This is a genomic window from Nocardia sp. NPDC055321 (assembly GCF_053645575.1).
On record NZ_JBSHMS010000011.1, the window covers coordinates 249,075 to 265,975 of the forward strand.

Consider the following 16,901-nt stretch of genomic DNA (forward strand, 5'->3'; position numbering starts at 1 on the left):
TGCCCTGTGTACCTCCGCCACTCGACAGCGGGGAAGGCGTGCTCATGCGCGTATTGCTGACCGGCGCCGCCGGATTCATCGGATCGCACATCCGGGACGCGCTCCGCGGCGCCGGACACGAGGTCGTCGCGGTCGACCTGATGCTCGCGGCCGCGCACGGACCGGACGCCCCGGCGCCGGCGGGCGTGCACCGGGTCGATGTCCGGGATCCGGACGCGATCGCCGCGCTGCTCCCCGGCATCGACGCGGTCTGCCATCAGGCCGCGGTCGTCGGTGCGGGGGTGAACGCCTTCGACGCCCCCGCGTACGCCTCGCACAACGATCTCGGCACCGCGGTGCTGCTGGCGGCCATGGCCCGGGAACGGTGCCGCCACCTGGTATTGGCGTCCTCGATGGTGGTGTACGGCGAGGGCCGCTACCGCGACGGCGACACCGACGTGGTCCCGCCGCCCCGCAGCGCCGCCGATCTCGAGCGCGGGGTGTTCGACCACGCCGGGCCCGGCGGCGCACCGCTGGACTGGGCGGCCATCGACGAGGACGCCCCGCTGCGCCCGCGCAGTCTGTACGCCGCGAGCAAGGCGGCGCAGGAGCACTACGCCGCCGCCTGGGCCACGGCCACCGGCTCCACCGTGACCGCGCTGCGCTATCACAACGTGTACGGCGACCATATGCCCAGGGACACACCGTATTCCGGGGTCGCCGCGATCTTCCGTTCGGCGGCCGCGGCGGGCGAGGCGATTCGGGTCTTCGAAGACGGTCGCCAGACCCGGGATTTCGTGCACGTCCGCGATATCGCCGCCGCCAATGTCGCGGCGGTGGAACGTCCGCTGGAAGTGTTCACCCCCTTGAACGTCGCCTCCGGCCACCCGATCACGATCGCCGAGGTGGCCGGGATCCTGGCCGCGGCGGCGGGCGGCAAGGAACCGGTGGTCACCGGCGAATTCCGTTCCGGCGACGTCCGCCACATCGTCGCCGCCCCGGATCGGGCCGCGGCGCTACTGGATTTCACCGCCGCGATCACCCCGGAGGCGGGTCTGACCGCGTTCGCGGACGCGCCCCTGCGCGCGGTCGCCGCGGGCTCCGCACCCGAGTGGCGCTGAGCCCGGCGGTCAGTACGAACTCACCAGCCCGGGTGCGGGCGGACCTTCAACCAGCAGCGGCAACCGCACCTGGAACCGGCAGCCCGGTTCCCGGTTCTCGGCGCTGATGTCGCCGTGGTGGGCCTGGACCAGTCCGGCCGCGATGGCCAGGCCCATCCCGCTGCTGCTGCCCAGTTCGGCGGCGGCGGGAGAGCGCGCCGAGCTGCCGCGATAGGCCACCTCGAAGATGCGCGGCAGATCGGTGGCGGCGATGCCCGGGCCGGTGTCCTCCACCCGTGCCCAGGCATGACCGTCGGCACTGCCGCTGGACAGGTCGATGCGACCGCCCGGCGGGGTGTGCGCGATGGCGTTGGCCACCAGATTGGTCAGGACGCGCGTGAGCGCGTGATCGCTGGCGCACACCACGATCCGATCGGGCGGCTGGCTCGCGGTGAGGGTGATGTGCGCGCGCAGGGCGGTGGGCTGGTTGGCGGCGAGCACCTCGTCGATGAGTTCGCGCAGATCCACCGGCTCCAGGGTCAGGCGCAGCGCCCCGGCGTTGATCTTCGACATCTCGAACAGGTCGTCCACCATCGCGGAGAGCCGATTGGTATCGCGCACAATCTGATTCGCGTACCGCTGGATGTCCTCCTCGCGCCGCACCACACCGTCGGCGAGCGCCTCGCCCATGGCGCGGATTCCGGCCAGCGGCGTGCGCAGATCGTGGCTCACCCACGCCACCAGCTCGCGCCGGGACCGCTCGGCCGCACGCTCGCGCGCCAGCATCTCCCGCTCCCACACCGTGGTTCGCGCCTGCGCCCGGCCCAGCAGCACCGCCGCCGGCACGGTCACCGCGGTGACCACGCTCAGCACCACCGCGATCCGCTCGAACTCCGCGGTGAACATCAGCCCGCTCACCGCGACCACGCCGCTGAGGGTCGCCAGGGTCGGAATCAGCACCAGCACGGCCAGACTCGTCTTCATGGCGCGATTGCGGGTGTAGCGCAGCAGCAGCGCGCCGAGCGCGACCACCGGGAGCGAGCCCGCCAGCGCGAAGCCGATGAGCTCGGTGGTGTCAGTCGGCATGATCACGATTCCAGGCGTAGCCGCGGCCCCAGACGGTGTCGATGCGATGGGCGTCGCCGAGCTTGGCGCGCAACCGTTTGACATGGACGGTCACGGTGGACAGGTCGCCGAAGCTCCAGCCCCACACCTGCGCCAGCAGCTCGTCCCGGCTGAACACCCGGCGCTGATTGGCCAGCAGGAACGCCAGCAGATCGAATTCGCGTGCGGTCAGGTCGATCTGGACTCCGGCGGCGGTGGCCACCCGCGCCGACTGCCGTACCTCCACCGTCCCGCCGCGCAGGGTCTGCTCGTCCCGGCGCGCGGGATGCGAGCGCCGCAGCACCGAGGCGACCCGCAGCGCGAGTTCGCGCGGACTGAACGGCTTGGTCACGTAATCGTCGGCCCCGGCCTGCAATCCGATGACGCGGTCGTCCTCCTCGCCGAGTGCGGTGAGCAGGATGATCGGGGTGTTCGGAAACGGGCCCGAGCGCACCGTCCGGCACAGGTCGATCCCGTCGGGCGGCGGCATCATGACGTCGAGTACGGCCAGATCTATCTCGCCGCGCGTCAGCGCCGCCGCGGTGGCGGGGCCGTCCCCGGTCTCGATCACCTCCAGCCCGTCGCGTTCGAGGTAGCGGCGCACCACTTCCCGGACCATCGGGTCGTCATCGGCCACGAGTATGCGCATCGGGGTCACCAGTTCGTCAGAATGAGATGGGCGAGCAGCAGGGTCCCGGCCGCCTGGATCGCGAGCCAGTATCGCGCGGTACGGGCGGGTAGCAGCGCGGCCGCCGCCAGCGCCCACACCTCGAACGGCAGCCAGATCCGTTCCGTCTCGGCCTTGCTGAGACCGCTGAGGTCGGCCGCCAGCAGCGCTACGAATCCTGCGCCCGCGACGAGCGCGACCGGATCGACGGCGGCCCGCCACCGCGCGAGCCGCTCGGCCGCGGCTCGCCGGAGGTCCGGCGGCGGCGCGGCGTCGGACTGTGGTTCGTCGCGGCCAAGCCGGGGTGATGAGATAGGGGTTTCCGCCGGAAAGCCGCCGCGTTCCCCTTCGCGCGGAGGTGGATTCGGGTCGGGGGTGCTCGCGGCACGCAGTAATTTCTCGGGATGCAGCCCCCGCACCACCCGGTGCGCGGCCGCCACCGGAGCGAGGCCGATCGCGCACACGGTGGCCGCGAGATTGGCCCATACCCAGTAGCTGTACGGACGGTCGCTGGCGATGCCCTGGTAATAGCGCTCCACCACGAGGTGGTAGCCGTCGAGCCACCAGAAGCCCGCGGCGTTGAACATCGCGACCACCAGAAGCGCGGCGACCAGTGCCGGAATCGACGCGCGCAGACCGCGGGCGAGCAACACCGCGGCCGCGGGCACCGCCATGAGAATCATTCCGTAGCTGAGGAACAGCGCGAATCCGAACAGCGCGCCCGCTCCGCACGCGGCGACCAACCACCCGCGCCGCTGCTCGGTGGCGATGGCCAGCAGCGCGACCGCCCACGCGGTGACCCCGGCGAACAGCGCGTCGGCCGAGACGGCCAGCCAGATCGCGGCCGGGGCCAGCGCCAGGAAAGGCAGTGCGGCGCGGGCCTTCTGCTCGGCATGCCGAGCAGGCGATTCCGAGGGATCGGTACCGAGCGCGCGGATCGCGACCGGAACAGCCACGGCCGCGGTGCATCCCACGCCCATGCAGAGCAGTCCGGCCCACGCGCCGCCACCGAGTCCGGCGCGATCGAGGAGAACGAAACTCAGCAGCGCGCCGGGCGGATGGCCCGAGACGTGGGTGGTCCAGGAGTCGGGCCGGAAATCCAGTATGCGACCGGAGAATCCGCGCAGCATCGCCGCGATGTCGGTGACGCCGCCGACCTCGTGCAGGTATTCGTCGTGGGAGGTGAGCCTGCCCGCGAAACCGCGCTGCCAGCCGTCGACCATGGCCAGCGCGAAGGTCCACGCCAGGGCCGTCACCCAGGTGAGCAGCAGCGCCCGCCGCCACGGCAGTCGCCGGGCCAGCTCCGGTCCGTACGCGATCACCAGCGCCGCGATGCCGACGGCCGGGCCGGTGCCCCACCCGAGATGCGGTAGCCAGGAACCGAAGATCGGCGCCGCGCCCGCGTACAGATTGCTCCGCCATTGTTCGCCGAGAATTCGCGGAACGAGGAAAGCGGTAGCGACGAGTAGCGCGCCGCCGAGCGCGCAGTAGAGATCGGCGCGGCGGTTGTCGGCGCGCACCCGGGTCTGGACAGCAGCATTCCGCACGGTGTCACCCTAGGCCGCCACCGCGTCCGCGCGCCGGTCGAATGGGCGTCGGTCCAGCTCCCGTCATACTTTCGTCACCGTTCGCTGCGGGTCCAACCGGGCCACACGGACTTACGGTCGTCCGGTGACCGAAACGAGCGAGCTCACCGGAGTCACCGTCGTGATTCCGTGCCGGGACGAAGCAGGCGCACTCCCCGGCGTACTTTCCGCAATCCCGCAGGGCTACCACGTCATCGTGGTCGACAACGGCTCCACCGACGCCACCGCGGCCGTCGCCAGACTGGCGGGCGCGCGGGTGGTCACCGAATCGGTGCCGGGCTACGGCAGCGCGGTGCAGGCCGGACTGGCCGCCGCCGGGACCTCCGTCGTCGCGGTGCTGGACGGCGACGGCTCGCTCGATCCGCGCGAATTGCCCGCCCTGGTAGCCGAACTCACCCCCGAGGTCGACATGGTCGTCGGCCGGCGCCGCCCGGTCGGCGCGGCCGCCTGGCCCTGGCACGCCCGCCTCGGCAACGTGCTGGTCAGTGCCCGCCTGCGACGTCGCTACGGTCTCGCCGTCCACGACATCGCCGCGATGCGGGTCGCGCATCGCTCCCGCCTGCTGGCGCTGGGCCCGATGCACCCCCGCTCGGGCTATCCCCTCGAACTCCTGGTCACCGCCGCCCGCGCGGGCTGGCGTCTCACCGAACGCGATGTCACCTACCGTCCCCGCACCCACGGCGCCTCCAAGGTCTCCGGATCCTGGCGCGGCACCGTCCACGCCATCCGCGACTTCTGGAGCGTCCGATGACTCGATTCGATTCTCTCGCAACGGTTCTGGTGGTAGCCAAGTCGCCCATCGCGGGCTTCGCCAAGACCAGGCTCACGCCGCCCCTGCTGCCCCGCGACGCGGCCCGCCTGGCCGCCGCCGCGCTGCTGGACACCCTGGCGGCCGTGCGCGCCTGCGGGGCGCGGCATCGGGTGGTGGCGTGGACCGGGGACCCGGCGGCGGCCGAGGAGTCCGAGACCATCGCCGCGGCGCTGGCGGACTTCACCGTGGTTCCCCAGCGCGGCACCACGTTCGGCGAGCGCCTGGCCAACGCGCACACCGATGCCGCACGGCTCGGCGCGCCGGTTTTCCAGATCGGGATGGATACCCCGCAGATCGACGCCGACCTGCTCGATCGATGTCTGTCCCGGCTCGTCGCCACCGGCGACTCCGTGCTCGGTCCCGCCGTCGACGGCGGGTGGTGGGCACTGGGTCTGAGCGACCCGCGGGCGGCCCGCGCCCTGGTGGACGTCCCGATGTCCACCCCGCGGACCGGCGAGTACACCCGTGACGCGCTGCACCGCAACGGGTTTCAGGTCCACGACCTCCCGACACTCACCGACGTCGATCATTACGCCGACGTCCTCGCCGTCGCGGCGGACTGCCGCGGCCGCTTCGGCACGACCCTGGCCGGGCTCGCCCCGGCTCCCTCCCGCTACGCCGTGCCACACATCGAACCCGACGCCGCGACCGAATCCGACGGCGCGGCGGCCGTTTTCCCGGCGGCGGCGTTGTGACGTCGGACCGGCCCGAACACCCCGGCTCCCCGGATCGCCCGCCGCAGGCGAGTCACCCGGATTTACTGCTGCCCGCGCCGCTGGCGACCGCGGTGTCGCCGGCGCGCGGGCCCGCGCTCGCGGCGCGGGTCGGGATCGCGCTCGGCGTGGCGCTGGGCGTGTGTTTCGCGACCGGCCTGATCAGTCACTGGATTCAGCACCCGCCCAACTGGTTCGGCTGGCCGGCGCATCCGGTGTGGCTCTACCGGGTGACCCAGGGCGCACACGTGATTTCGGGTGTCGTCGCGATCCCGCTGGTGCTGGTGAAGCTCTGGGCGGTGTACCCGCGGCTGTTCGCGCGGCCGCTGATCGGCAATCCGCTCCGCCTGCTCGAACGCGGGTCGATCGCGGTGCTGGTGGGAGCGGTGCTGTTCCAATTGGTGACGGGACTGTTCAATACGGCGCAGTTCTACCCGTGGGCGTTCTTCTTCACCACCACGCACTACGCGATGGCCTACGTCGCGGCCGGAGCGCTGCTGGTCCACCTCGCGGTCAAACTGCCCGTGGTCCGTGCCGCCCTCGCCCGGCCGGAGAGCGCGGCGGGCGCGGATTCGGGCGGCGAGCTCGGTGACCGGTCCTCGGCTCCGGCATCCGTATCACGGGAGTCGGCAGAGGGCGCGCCGAAAACACCGGCCGGACAACCCATCACGCGCCGTGCGCTGCTGACCGCCGCGGGCATCGGAGCCGCGGTCGCGGGCCTCTCGGTCGCCGGGCAGACCATCCCGTTCCTGAAATGGCTCGCGATCCTGTCCCCGCGCAGCGGGGAGGGACCGCAGGGCGTCCCGATCAATCGCACGGCGGCGGCCGCGGGCGTGCTGGATCGCGCCCGATCCTCCGACTACCGGCTGATCGTCGACATCGGGGGCAGCCGAAGGGAATTCACCCGCGCCGACCTGGCCGCCCTGCCGCAGGTCACCGCCGAACTACCGATCGCCTGCGTCGAGGGCTGGAGCGCCTCGGCGCGCTGGACGGGCGTTCGATTACGCGAACTGCTCGCGGCCGTGGGCCCGTACCCCGACCGCGACGTCCGCTTCGTATCCCTGGAATCCGGTGGCATCTACCGCACCTCGGTCCTGCCCGCCCGGCACGTTCGCGCCGCGGACACGCTCGTCGCACTCCGCCTCAACGGGGACGACCTGGTCCTCGATCACGGATATCCCTGCCGCCTCATCGCCCCCAACCGGCCCGGTGTGCTGCAGACGAAATGGCTCTCGCGCATCGAGGTGGTCGCATGAAACTCCTACGCGCACTGCTGCTTCTGCTCGGCGCGGCCCTGGCCTGGAACGGCATCGCCCTGCTGTTGGAGAGCAATCCCGCCGACCTGAAGTCCATCGCGCTCTGGTTCGCGGCCGGAATCCTGCTGCACGACGCGGTCTTCGCCCCGGCCTGTGCGGCCCTGGGACTTACGGCCCGCCGCCTGCTGCCCGCCTCGACCTGGGCCCCGCTCGCCTGCGGCGCACTGTGCACCGTCACCCTGGCGCTCATCGCGGCGCCGGTCCTGGGCCGAGCGGGCGCCATCCCCGACAACCCGACCATCCTCGACCGCGCCTACCCCGCCGGCCTCGCGCTCGCACTGGCCGGCATCTGGCTCGCGGTGCTGCTCGCCCTGCGCGGCGCCGCGCCGCGGCGGCGATCGAACCGCTGAACCGCCGCGAGCGGATACGCGTCAGTCCCGGGCCGGCAGCGCGCAGCCGTCCGGACCGCAGACCTCGCCGTCCGCGCCGGTGACCGTCTGCAGCACCGGTTCGTGATCACTCCAGGCCTCCCGCAGCGCCTGCGCGAACACCTCGGCCGGCTGCGCGCCGGACACCCCGTACTTGCGATCGAGAACGAAGAACGGCACGCCGCGCGCGCCCAGCCGGGCGGCCTCGGCCTCGTCCGCGCGCACCGCCTCGGCGTAGGCGTCCGGGTCCGCGAGGACCCCGCGCACGGCGGCCTCGTCGAAACCCGCGCCGGTCGCGACCTGCACCAGGCGCTCGGTGTCACCGAACAGCGGGCGCTCGTCGGCGAAGTTCGCCGCGTACAGCGCGTCGATCATGGCGTCCTGACGGCCCTGTTCCAGGGCGAAGTGCAGCAGCCGGTGCATGTCGAAGCTGTTGCCGAAATCGCGGCCCTCGATGCGATAGGTCAGGCCCATCGCCTCGGCCTGCGCGCCGATCCCGCGCTCGTTGGCCGCGGCCTGCGCCTCGCTGATGCCGTACTTCTCGGCGATGTGCGGCACCACGGCGTCGCTGTGATCGTGCGGCAGGGTCGGATCCAACTCGAAGGACCGATGCACCACCTCGACCGCGTCGCGATGTTCGAACTTCCCGAGCGCCTCCTCGAACCGCGCCTTGCCCAGGTAGCAGAACGGGCAGTTGATATCGGTCCAGATCTCGACCTGTACAGCCATCACACCTCTTCCGAACGGAGTAATCGCAGGCCGGAGCCCCGGCCGCCGACAATTCCAACCGGCGCGACCCGGCGAAGATTCCACGGTGACCCGGCTCACACCGCCGGGTGTCACGTTCGGCGGGGCTCGTCTGTCTCCTGTCCGAACCCACCGAACGAGACACGGAGCCGACCATGAACGCCACCACCGCAACCCACGAGATCGTCGTCCTCGGTGCCGGCTACACCGGCATGCTGGCCGCGATCCGGGTGGCCCGCCGCACCCGCAAACTCGACACCCGGGTCACGCTGGTGAACCCGTCGGACCGCTTCACCGAACGGCTGCGCATGCACCAGATCGCCGCCGGGCAGGAACTCACCGACCACCGGATCCCGGAGATCCTCGACGGCTCGCCGGTGATCTTCCACCGGGCCGCCGCCGTCGCCATCGACACCGCGGCCCGCACGGTCGCCCTCGACGACGCCGCCGTCCTGCGCTACGACACCCTGATCTACGCGCTCGGCAGCGCCACCGACACCTCGCGCGTCCCCGGCGTGGCCGAGCACGCCTGGACCCTGAACGATCCACGCCTGGCGCGCCGGTTCTCCGAGCGGCTCACCGAGATCGCCGCCGTGCGCGGGCGGGTCACCGTCTGCGGCGGCGGGCTCACCGGCATCGAAGCCGCCGCCGAGATCGCCGAGGCGCACCCGGACCTGACCGTCACCCTGGTCAGCGCGGCCGAGCCCGGTTCGATGATGGGCGAGCGGGCGCGGGCGCACCTGAACCGCGCGCTGGACCGGCTCGCCGTCGAGCGGCTCGTCGGCGTGAAGGTCGTCAAGGTCCTGCCCGCGGCCGTCGGCCTGGACACGGGGGAGACCCTGGATTCGGACCTGACGCTGTGGACCACCGGCGTGCGCGTGTCTCCGCTGGCCGCCCAGTCCGGAATCGCCACCGACGCACGGGGTCTCATCGTCACCGACGCCACCCTGCGCTCGGTCTCGCACCCGGAGATCCGCGCGATCGGCGACGCCGCGGCGGTCACCATGGCGTGGGGTCCCATCCACGGCACCTGCCAGTCCGGCCTGCCGACCGCCGCGTACGCCGCCGATGCCATCGCCCGGGAACTGCGCGGAAAGTCGGTGCGGCCCTTCCGTTTCGGCTACGTGCACCAGCCGGTGAGCCTGGGCCGCAAGGACGCGGTGGTGCAGTTCACCAACGCCGACGACACCCCGAAGCGCTGGTACCTGCGGGGCGGCGCGGCCGTGTTCTACAAGGAGAGCGTCTCGAACAGCCCTGTGCCGGCGTTCAAGCGCAGCAAGAAAATGACCGCCCAGGTGCAGCTGTCCAAGGGCGGCCGCGCCACCCGAAAGACCGCGTGAATCCCGCCTCGCGGCCGGATGCCGACACGGCATCCGGCCGTCATTCGACACCGCAACCCCGGACCGGTAGGTATGTTTCTCATGCAGGACCGCACCAGCGCTGAATCGGCCACGTCCCGGCATACGCCGTCGCAGGGCCGCGACCCGGTGATCGATCCCTTCGTCGAACACCGCAGGCTGCTCTTCGGCACCGCCTATCAGATGCTCGGCACCGTCACCGACGCCGAGGACATCCTGCAGGACGCCTGGCTCAAATGGCATGGTGTCGACCAGGATTCGATCGAGTATCCCAAGTCCTACCTGGTTCGCACGGTCACCAATCTCGCGTTGAACCGCCTCACCTCCGCCCGGGCCACCCGCGAGACCTACGTCGGACCGTGGCTGCCCGAACCCCTGCTCACCCCGAGCGCCGACGCCGCCGAGGAGACGGAATTGGCCGAGACCGTCTCGACCGCCATGCTGGTCGTCCTGGAAACCCTGACCCCCGTCGAACGCGCGGTCTTCGTGCTGCGCGAGGTCTTCGGCTATTCGCACGCCGAGATCGCCGGATTCCTGGACCGCCCCGAGGCGACCGTGCGCCAGATCTCGCACCGCGCCCGCTCGCACGTACAGTCCCGCCGCCCGCTGCACGGCCCCGACCACGTGGCCCGCTGGATGCTCGGCGTCATGGCCAAACCGGTGAGCGCGGGCATCCGCCTCGAATCCGCCGTCATCAACGGCGAACTCGGCATCCTCGGCAAGATCGGCGACTACACCCTGGGCGCGCTGACCTTCGACCTGGTCGACGGCCGCATTGAACACCTGCGCTTCCAGGTCAACCCGGACAAGCTGGGCCGGCTGAATCGGCCCGGGGAGGACCCGGCCTAAGCGCACGCGACCGCAGGCGCTGCGAACGCCGGCACGTCCACGAGCGTGGCCGATCGCGATCGACCGCCGCACGGCCTCCGTGCTGTCCGGATAACGGTGCCTACGCGGCGATCGGCGGGTCGAGGTGGGCGATGTGCACGCGGCAGCGCTGTTGATCGGATCGACCAGCGGTATCGCCGAGTTGTGTGTCCGGCGTCGGAGCCCGCGGGTGGGCTGCCGACCATCACCGGCCGTTCGTACGATCACGCGGGCCGATGCCCGCCGACTCGCGAACCGCCGCTTTCCGGCATCCGCGACAATGCTCGGGTGAGTGCGCAAGAGTTGGCCGCCGAACCGCTCGTCGCGGCCCGCCGTCTGCTCGGGGCCACGATGTACTCCGGCGATGTGGCCATGCGCATCGTGGAAGTCGAGGCGTACGGCGGTGACCCGGCCGGACCCTGGCCCGATCTGGCCGCGCACTCCGGGCGCGGCCGCACCGCGCGCAACGCCGCCATGTTCGGACCGCCGGGGGTGCTCTACGTCTACCTCAGCTACGGCATGCACACCTGCGTGAACGTCACCACCGGCCCGGACGGTGTGGCGAGCGCGGCGCTGGTGCGCGCGGGGGAGATCATCGCCGGCCAAGACGAGGTGCGCGCCCGCCGTCCGGCCGCGCGCACCGACGCCGACCTGGCCCGGGGACCGGGCAATGTGGGTAGCGCCCTCGGAATCACCTTGTCCGACTACGGAACCCGGCTCTTCGACCCGAAAGCGCCCATCCGCCTGGAACTCTCGCCACCGATCACCGACGGCGCGGCGATCGCGACGGGTCCGCGGGTCGGGGTGAGTCTGGCCGCCGACCGGCCGTGGCGGTTGTGGCTGCCCGGCTCCCCGGCGGTCTCGGTGTACCGGCGCAGTCCCCGCGCACCCCGCATCGGCGAATCCGCCTAGGTTGTAGGCATGTTCGAGCGATTCACGGACGCCGCCCGCACAACGATCGGTGTCGCCAAGGAGGAAGCGCGGGCGCTCGATCACCCCGTGGTGGGCCCCGCGCACCTGCTGTTGAGCCTGTATCGCGTGCGGCCCAACATGGCGACAGCGTTGCTCGCGGCACAGGACATCGAGTTCGAAGCGGTCGCCGTGCGCCTGCTGCGCACCATCGGCAGCGGTTCGGCAGCGGTAGCCGGACCCAGCGCGTTCTCCGCGGGAGCCAAGAAAGTCCTGGAGTTCTCGCTGCGCGAGGCACTGGCGCTGGGCGACAACCACATCGGCACCGAGCACCTGCTGCTCGGCCTGATCCGCGAAGGCGACGACCCGGCCGCGCGCACCCTGGCCTGGTTCGGCACCGACATCGAGCGCATGCGCTCCGATATCCCGGTGCTGGCCGGGGATCCGGCGAACGGGGACTGACGCGGAAGCGCCGGGCTCGCCCGGACGGGGCGCGCACAACCGCCGATCCTGGAACGTAACCTCCCGCGCGGTCTACCGTGGAATGGATGCAGCACTCCACGAGGGGGTTCCATGTTCAGCCGATTCTCCGAGCGCGCCCGCCGAATCGTCATCCTGTCGCAGGAGGAGGCCATGCTCCTGCGACACGACTACATCGGCACCGAGCACCTGCTGCTCGGGCTGCTGCACGAGGGTGAGGGCCGGGCCGCCCACGTTCTCGGCCTGCTCGGGGTCGATCTGAAGATCGTGCGGGACCGGGTCGAGGAACTGCGCGGGCTCGGGGCCGAACAACCCGCCGGCCACGTGCCCTTCACCGCCCGGGCCAAACGGGTCCTCGAACTCTCGCTCATCGAGGCGAAAGGGCTGGGCGACAAGGAGATCGGCAGCGAGCACCTGCTCCTGGGCCTGGTCGGGGAGAGCGCGGGCACGGCCGCGACGGTCCTGACCGCGCTCGGCGTGGACGCCCCCACCGTGCGCGCACGGGTCCGGGAGCTGCACGGCCGCCCGCTCGAACCCCTCGAGCGGGAGACCATCGCCGCACCGCGCGCCCCCGGCCACCGCGAGCTGGAACAGCGCGTGATCGCCCTCGAACGCCGGGTCAGCGAGCTCGAGCGTCAGGTGCGCCCACCCGGTCCGGCCGACGCCACCGGTTGACGACCTCGTCCCCGTAAACCTGGGTGAACAACTCCCACAGCGCCCGCGCCGACACCTCGGTCCCGGACGTGTCGGTCAGCCGCTGCACGTGCCGGGCGAAGTCGATCTGCAGTTCGCGCGGCAGGCACAACCCGTACTCGGACTCGAGCAGATACGCGATCCCGCCCTTGCCGGACTGCGAGTTCACCCGGATCACCGCGTCGTAGGTGCGCCCCACATCCGCCGGATCGATCGGCAGATACGGTACCGCCCAATCGATCTCGCGTTCATCGCGCCCGCTGCGCGCCGCGCGGTCCCGATGCTCGGCGAACCCCTTCTTGATGGCGTCCTGATGCGTGCCCGAGAACGCGGTGTACACCAGATCGCCCGCGTACGGATGCCGCTCGGGCACCGCGATGCCGGTGCAGTACTCCACCGTGCGTTTCACCCGGTCGATATCGGAGTAGTCGATCATCGGATTCACGCCCTGCGCGTGCAGATTCAGCGCGAGGGTGGCCAGATCGACGTTGCCGGTGCGTTCCCCGTTGCCGAACACGCAGCCCTCCACCCGCTGCGCCCCGGCCAGCACCGCCAGTTCCGCGCAGGCCACGCCGGTGCCGCGATCGTTGTGCGGGTGCACCGACAGGATCACGCTGTCCCGGCGCGCCAGATTCCGGTGCATGTACTCGATCTGATCGGCGTAGACGTTCGGCGTCGCCACCTCCACCGTCGCGGGCAGATTCAGCACCACCGGCCGCCGCGGGGTGGCGTCCCACAGTGTCGTCATGCGATCGCAGACATCCAGGACGAAGTCGGGCTCGGTGAGCATGAAGACCTCGGGGGAGAACTGGAACCGCACGTTGGGCATGTCGCCCGCCAGCCGCAGGATGTCCGCGCCGCCGGCCACGATGAGCTCGGCGACCTCCTCGCGGGTGGAGCCGAGCACCACTTCCCGCCAGACCGGCGCGGTCGCGGTGTACATATGAATGACGACGTCGTTGGTGATGCCGCGCACCGATTCCACGGTGCGTTCGATGAGATCGCGGCGCGCGGGGGTGAACACGACGATGGACACGTCGTCCGGCGCCAGGTTCTCGGCGCCGATCAGCCGGACGAAGTCGAAGTCGGCCTGCGACGCGCTGGGGTAGCCGACCTCGATCTCCTTGTAGCCCATGCCGACCAGGAGTTCGAAGAACTCGCGCTTGCGCGCGGGGTCCATGGGTTCGGGCAGGGCCTGATTGCCGTCGCGCAGATCCACCGGCACCCACAGCGGGGCGGCGGTCACGGTGTTCGCGGGCCATCGCCGATCGGTCAGGGGCACCGAAACACGTTGGTGCACATCGCGATACCGGTGCGATGGCATGGCCGAGGGCTGCTGTCGATTCCAGCGGGAAGAAGTAGTCATGGGTGTGCCGCGCGCTTTCGCGTCGAAGAGGGACCGGCACGCCACAGCACCCGCGAGCGGGGTGCCGGTCGATCAGACCCCGCTGCGGCAGCGAAGGAGAAGCAGCACACCCTGTTCCATGTGCCCTAGACTAGAGGGTGATAACTCCTCAGACAAGTAGAGAAGTGGAGCAGCTGTGGCGCAGGTACAGCGACACCCGCTCGCCACCCAGGCCGCCGAGGTCCTGCTGGCCCGGATTCGCGCGGGGGAATGGGAGCTCGGGCACAAGCTGCCCGGGGAAACCACGCTGGCCCCGCAGCTGGGCGTCGGGCGCTCCACGCTGCGCGAGGCCATCCGCGAACTCTCCGGCCGCGGCGTACTCGAAAGCCGCCAGGGCGCGGGCGTTTTCGTCACCTCGCTGGATCCCGCCGAGGACTGGGACACGGTGCTGCGGCGCGCGGACATCGTCATGGTCATCGAGGCCCGCATCGCCATCGAGGCGGAGGCCGCCGCCCTGGCCGCGACCCGCCGCACCCCCGCCGACCTGCGTTCCATGCTCCGCGCCCTGGGCGCCCGCACCGAGGCGACCACCACCGAGGCCCTGGTCGACGCCGACACCGCCTTCCATCGCACGGTCATCGCCGCCGCCCACAACGACGTCCTGCTGGAGATGTTCAACGCCTTCGTCCCGCGCTCCCGCCGCGCCATGATCGACATGCTCACCCTGAAACCCATGGCCGATCCCGGCGCGGACCACCACGCCCACGAACACCTCTACGACGCCATCCGCGCCCGCGACGCCGACGCCGCGGCCACGTCCAGCCGCGTCCACCTCACCGCGCTGAAGGCCGCTTTCGAGACCTAGGCTCCGTGTCGAAGTAAGTGGAGGTGACGCCGTCAGCCGCGTCCGCGGGCCGTCGCGATATCCGCGCGAACGGACTCGGCCGGCACTCCTCCACCGGCGCCGCGGTCGAATAATGCCTCGATTCCGCAGTCTCCCCCGCGCACAATCGGCGTCGGATCTCGTGCGGTTCGGGCCGCGACCGGGCAATGCGCCGCACGGGTCCGGCCCGCCGCCGACCTGTCCGTCGGCGAGCTACCGACGTGCGGAAAGATGAGCAGGGTGACCGGCGACATCATTGATGAACTCTCCTGGCGCGGCTTGATCGCGCAGTCCACCGACCTGGACGCCCTGCGGGCGGACCTGGCGAAGGGACCGCTCACCCTCTATGCCGGCTTCGACCCCACCGCGGCCAGCCTGCACGCCGGGCACCTGGTCCCGCTGCTGGCGCTCAAGCGTTTCCAGCGCGCCGGGCACCGCCCGGTCGTCCTGGCCGGCGGCGCCACCGGTCTCATCGGCGACCCGCGCGACGTGGGCGAACGCAGCATGAACTCCACCGACACCGTGGCCGAGTGGGCCGGGCGCATTCGCTCGCAGCTCGAGCGGTTCGTGGACATCGACGATTCCCCCACGGGCGCGATCATCGCGAACAACATGGACTGGACCGGGCCGCTGAGCACGGTGAACTTCCTGCGCGACATCGGCAAGCACTTCTCGATCAACGTCATGCTCGCCCGGGACACGGTCAAGCGCCGGCTCGAGAGCGACGGCATGTCCTACACCGAGTTCAGCTACATGCTGTTGCAGGCCAACGACTACCTGGAACTGCGCCGCAAGCACGCCTGCCGTCTGCAGGTCGGCGGGTCGGACCAGTGGGGCAACATCATCGCCGGCGTCGAGCTGAACCGCCGCGTCGACGGCGAGCACGTGCACGCGCTCACCGTTCCGCTGGTGACCTCGGCCGACGGCAAGAAGTTCGGCAAGTCCACCGGCGGCGGCAGCCTCTGGCTCGATCCGGAGATGACCAGCCCGTACGCCTGGTACCAGTACTTCGTGAACACCGCGGACGCCGATGTGGTCCGCTACCTGCGCTGGTTCACCTTCCTCTCGCGGGAGGAACTGGACGAGCTGGAGCAGGCGACCATCGAACGCCCGCACGCCCGCGAAGCCCAGCGCCGCCTGGCCGCGGAGATGACGACGCTGGTGCACGGGGAGGAGAACACCCGCTCGGTGCAGCTCGCCAGCCAGGCGCTGTTCGGTCGCGGTGAGCTCGCCGACCTGAACGAGCCGACCCTGGCCGCGGCGCTCACCGAGGCCGCGGTCGACGGCAAGGTCGCCGAATCCACTTCGGCGTCAACGATTGTCGATCTTCTGGTGGCGACCGGTCTGTCCGAGAGCCGCGGCGCGGCCCGGCGCGCGGTCAACGAGGGCGGCGCCGCGGTGAACAACCAGAAGGTGTCCGACCTGGAGTGGACCCCGTCCGACGCGGACTACCTGCACGGACGCTGGCTGGTGCTGCGCCGGGGCAAGAAGAACTTCGCCGGCGTCCGCCGGGCCGATTGATCTTCAGAACCCGAATTTCGATGACCTGGGTCACAATTGGGTGGCCCGGGTCGGGAAATGCCCCTGGACGCGGTCCCGCGACCAGCACTGATGGGTTCGTGACCAGGCGATTTGACGTTCCGTTTCCCGGCACGTAACTTATTCCAGGTCAGAGCGACACGGACACCGACCGGGTGCCGAACGCCCAGCTCAGAGGCTGGAAACGCGGATCCGGAAACGAGGTAGGACGAGGAGCGCCTGGCGAACAGGCAGGACGATCTGGAACCCCGAGTTTGACTCCGTGGGAGACAGGCGTTAGGCTGGAAAAGTTGCCTCAGAGACTATCCGGGACATTGAGCCCGCGAAGTTCTGTGTGCGCCTGTTCTTTGAGAACTCAATAGTGTGTCGATGAATGTCAGTGCCAATAATTTATTGGTTCCGGCCTTCCACACCCCCGTGTGGGTGGGTCGGACAT

Annotated in this window: 16 protein-coding genes and 1 pseudogene; 12 read left to right on the plus strand and 5 right to left on the minus strand. The window is 70.8% G+C overall.

Annotated features, from left to right (window positions below; genetic code table 11):
* The first annotated feature begins 44 nt into the window (after positions 1-44).
* On the plus strand, positions 45-1,100 hold the full coding sequence (locus ACWIGI_RS19960; protein WP_454203886.1) for an NAD-dependent epimerase/dehydratase family protein: 1,056 nt from the start codon (positions 45-47) through the stop codon (positions 1,098-1,100).
* A 9-nt stretch (positions 1,101-1,109) separates the two neighbouring features.
* Here the strand turns inward: ACWIGI_RS19960 and ACWIGI_RS19965 are convergent, their stop codons facing one another.
* Genes ACWIGI_RS19965 through ACWIGI_RS19975 form a run of 3 tightly spaced genes read right to left on the minus strand, consistent with a single transcriptional unit; the run spans position 1,110 to position 4,370 of the window.
* The gene (locus tag ACWIGI_RS19965) at positions 1,110-2,165 is read right to left on the minus strand and encodes a sensor histidine kinase (RefSeq protein WP_454203887.1); all 1,056 of its coding nucleotides are present in this window, start codon (positions 2,163-2,165) and stop codon (positions 1,110-1,112) included.
* Complete coding sequence (locus ACWIGI_RS19970; protein WP_454203888.1) at positions 2,155-2,832, minus strand: response regulator transcription factor; 678 nt, start codon at positions 2,830-2,832, stop codon at positions 2,155-2,157. Before ACWIGI_RS19970 ends, ACWIGI_RS19965 begins: the two co-directional genes overlap by 11 nt.
* A 5-nt stretch (positions 2,833-2,837) precedes the next feature.
* Entirely contained in the window at positions 2,838-4,370 is a 1,533-nt protein-coding gene (locus ACWIGI_RS19975) for a hypothetical protein (RefSeq protein ID WP_454203916.1), read from the minus strand.
* A gap of 151 nt (positions 4,371-4,521) precedes the next feature.
* Here ACWIGI_RS19975 and ACWIGI_RS19980 point away from each other — a divergent pair, with 151 nt between their 5' ends.
* The 4 genes from ACWIGI_RS19980 (at position 4,522) to ACWIGI_RS19995 (ending at position 7,626) form a co-directional block, all read left to right on the plus strand.
* Entirely contained in the window at positions 4,522-5,187 is a 666-nt protein-coding gene (locus ACWIGI_RS19980) for a glycosyltransferase family 2 protein (RefSeq protein ID WP_454203889.1), read from the plus strand.
* Complete coding sequence (locus ACWIGI_RS19985; protein ID WP_454203890.1) at positions 5,184-5,942, plus strand: TIGR04282 family arsenosugar biosynthesis glycosyltransferase; 759 nt, start codon at positions 5,184-5,186, stop codon at positions 5,940-5,942. The genes ACWIGI_RS19980 and ACWIGI_RS19985 overlap by 4 nt, the downstream gene beginning before the upstream one ends.
* Positions 5,943-6,010: 68 nt before the next feature.
* Complete coding sequence (locus ACWIGI_RS19990; RefSeq protein ID WP_454203917.1) at positions 6,011-7,216, plus strand: molybdopterin-dependent oxidoreductase; 1,206 nt, start codon at positions 6,011-6,013, stop codon at positions 7,214-7,216.
* On the plus strand, positions 7,213-7,626 hold the full coding sequence (locus ACWIGI_RS19995) for a hypothetical protein (RefSeq protein WP_454203891.1): 414 nt from the start codon (positions 7,213-7,215) through the stop codon (positions 7,624-7,626). Before ACWIGI_RS19990 ends, ACWIGI_RS19995 begins: the two co-directional genes overlap by 4 nt.
* Before the next feature lie 21 nt (positions 7,627-7,647).
* On the opposite strand, the gene ACWIGI_RS20000 is transcribed toward ACWIGI_RS19995, so the two are convergent.
* Positions 7,648-8,373, minus strand: a complete 726-nt coding sequence (locus tag ACWIGI_RS20000; RefSeq protein WP_454203892.1) for a DsbA family oxidoreductase — start codon at positions 8,371-8,373, stop codon at positions 7,648-7,650.
* Positions 8,374-8,546: 173 nt separating this feature from the next.
* Between ACWIGI_RS20000 and ACWIGI_RS20005 the strand changes: the two genes are divergently transcribed.
* The 5 genes from ACWIGI_RS20005 (at position 8,547) to ACWIGI_RS20025 (ending at position 12,680) form a co-directional block, all read left to right on the plus strand.
* Positions 8,547-9,731 carry an NAD(P)/FAD-dependent oxidoreductase gene (locus ACWIGI_RS20005; RefSeq protein ID WP_454203893.1) on the plus strand — a complete coding sequence of 395 codons (1,185 nt, stop codon included), beginning with the start codon at positions 8,547-8,549 and terminating at the stop codon, positions 9,729-9,731.
* 81 nt (positions 9,732-9,812) lie between these two features.
* A complete protein-coding gene (locus ACWIGI_RS20010; protein WP_454203894.1) occupies positions 9,813-10,598 on the plus strand; it encodes a sigma-70 family RNA polymerase sigma factor in 786 nt (261 codons plus the stop codon).
* Between the two features lie 306 nt (positions 10,599-10,904).
* Positions 10,905-11,528, plus strand: a complete 624-nt coding sequence (locus tag ACWIGI_RS20015; protein WP_454203895.1) for a DNA-3-methyladenine glycosylase — start codon at positions 10,905-10,907, stop codon at positions 11,526-11,528.
* A 9-nt stretch (positions 11,529-11,537) separates the two neighbouring features.
* Entirely contained in the window at positions 11,538-11,987 is a 450-nt protein-coding gene (locus ACWIGI_RS20020) for a Clp protease N-terminal domain-containing protein (RefSeq protein ID WP_454203896.1), read from the plus strand.
* A gap of 111 nt (positions 11,988-12,098) precedes the next feature.
* Positions 12,099-12,680: a Clp protease N-terminal domain-containing protein gene (locus tag ACWIGI_RS20025; protein ID WP_454203897.1), complete on the plus strand. Its 582-nt coding sequence runs from the start codon at positions 12,099-12,101 to the stop codon at positions 12,678-12,680.
* Here ACWIGI_RS20025 and ACWIGI_RS20030 read toward each other — a convergent pair.
* A pseudogene (locus ACWIGI_RS20030) lies at positions 12,658-14,022 on the minus strand (2-isopropylmalate synthase); the annotation flags it as partial. The gene ACWIGI_RS20025 and the pseudogene ACWIGI_RS20030 sit on opposite strands and share 23 nt — an antisense overlap.
* A gap of 217 nt (positions 14,023-14,239) precedes the next feature.
* Between ACWIGI_RS20030 and ACWIGI_RS20035 the strand changes: the two are divergent.
* The gene (locus ACWIGI_RS20035; RefSeq protein ID WP_454203898.1) at positions 14,240-14,908 is read left to right on the plus strand and encodes a FadR/GntR family transcriptional regulator; all 669 of its coding nucleotides are present in this window, start codon (positions 14,240-14,242) and stop codon (positions 14,906-14,908) included.
* Positions 14,909-15,166: 258 nt separating this feature from the next.
* Positions 15,167-16,447 carry a tyrosine--tRNA ligase gene (gene tyrS, locus ACWIGI_RS20040; protein ID WP_454203918.1) on the plus strand — a complete coding sequence of 427 codons (1,281 nt, stop codon included), beginning with the start codon at positions 15,167-15,169 and terminating at the stop codon, positions 16,445-16,447.
* Positions 16,448-16,901: the final 454 nt, after the last annotated feature.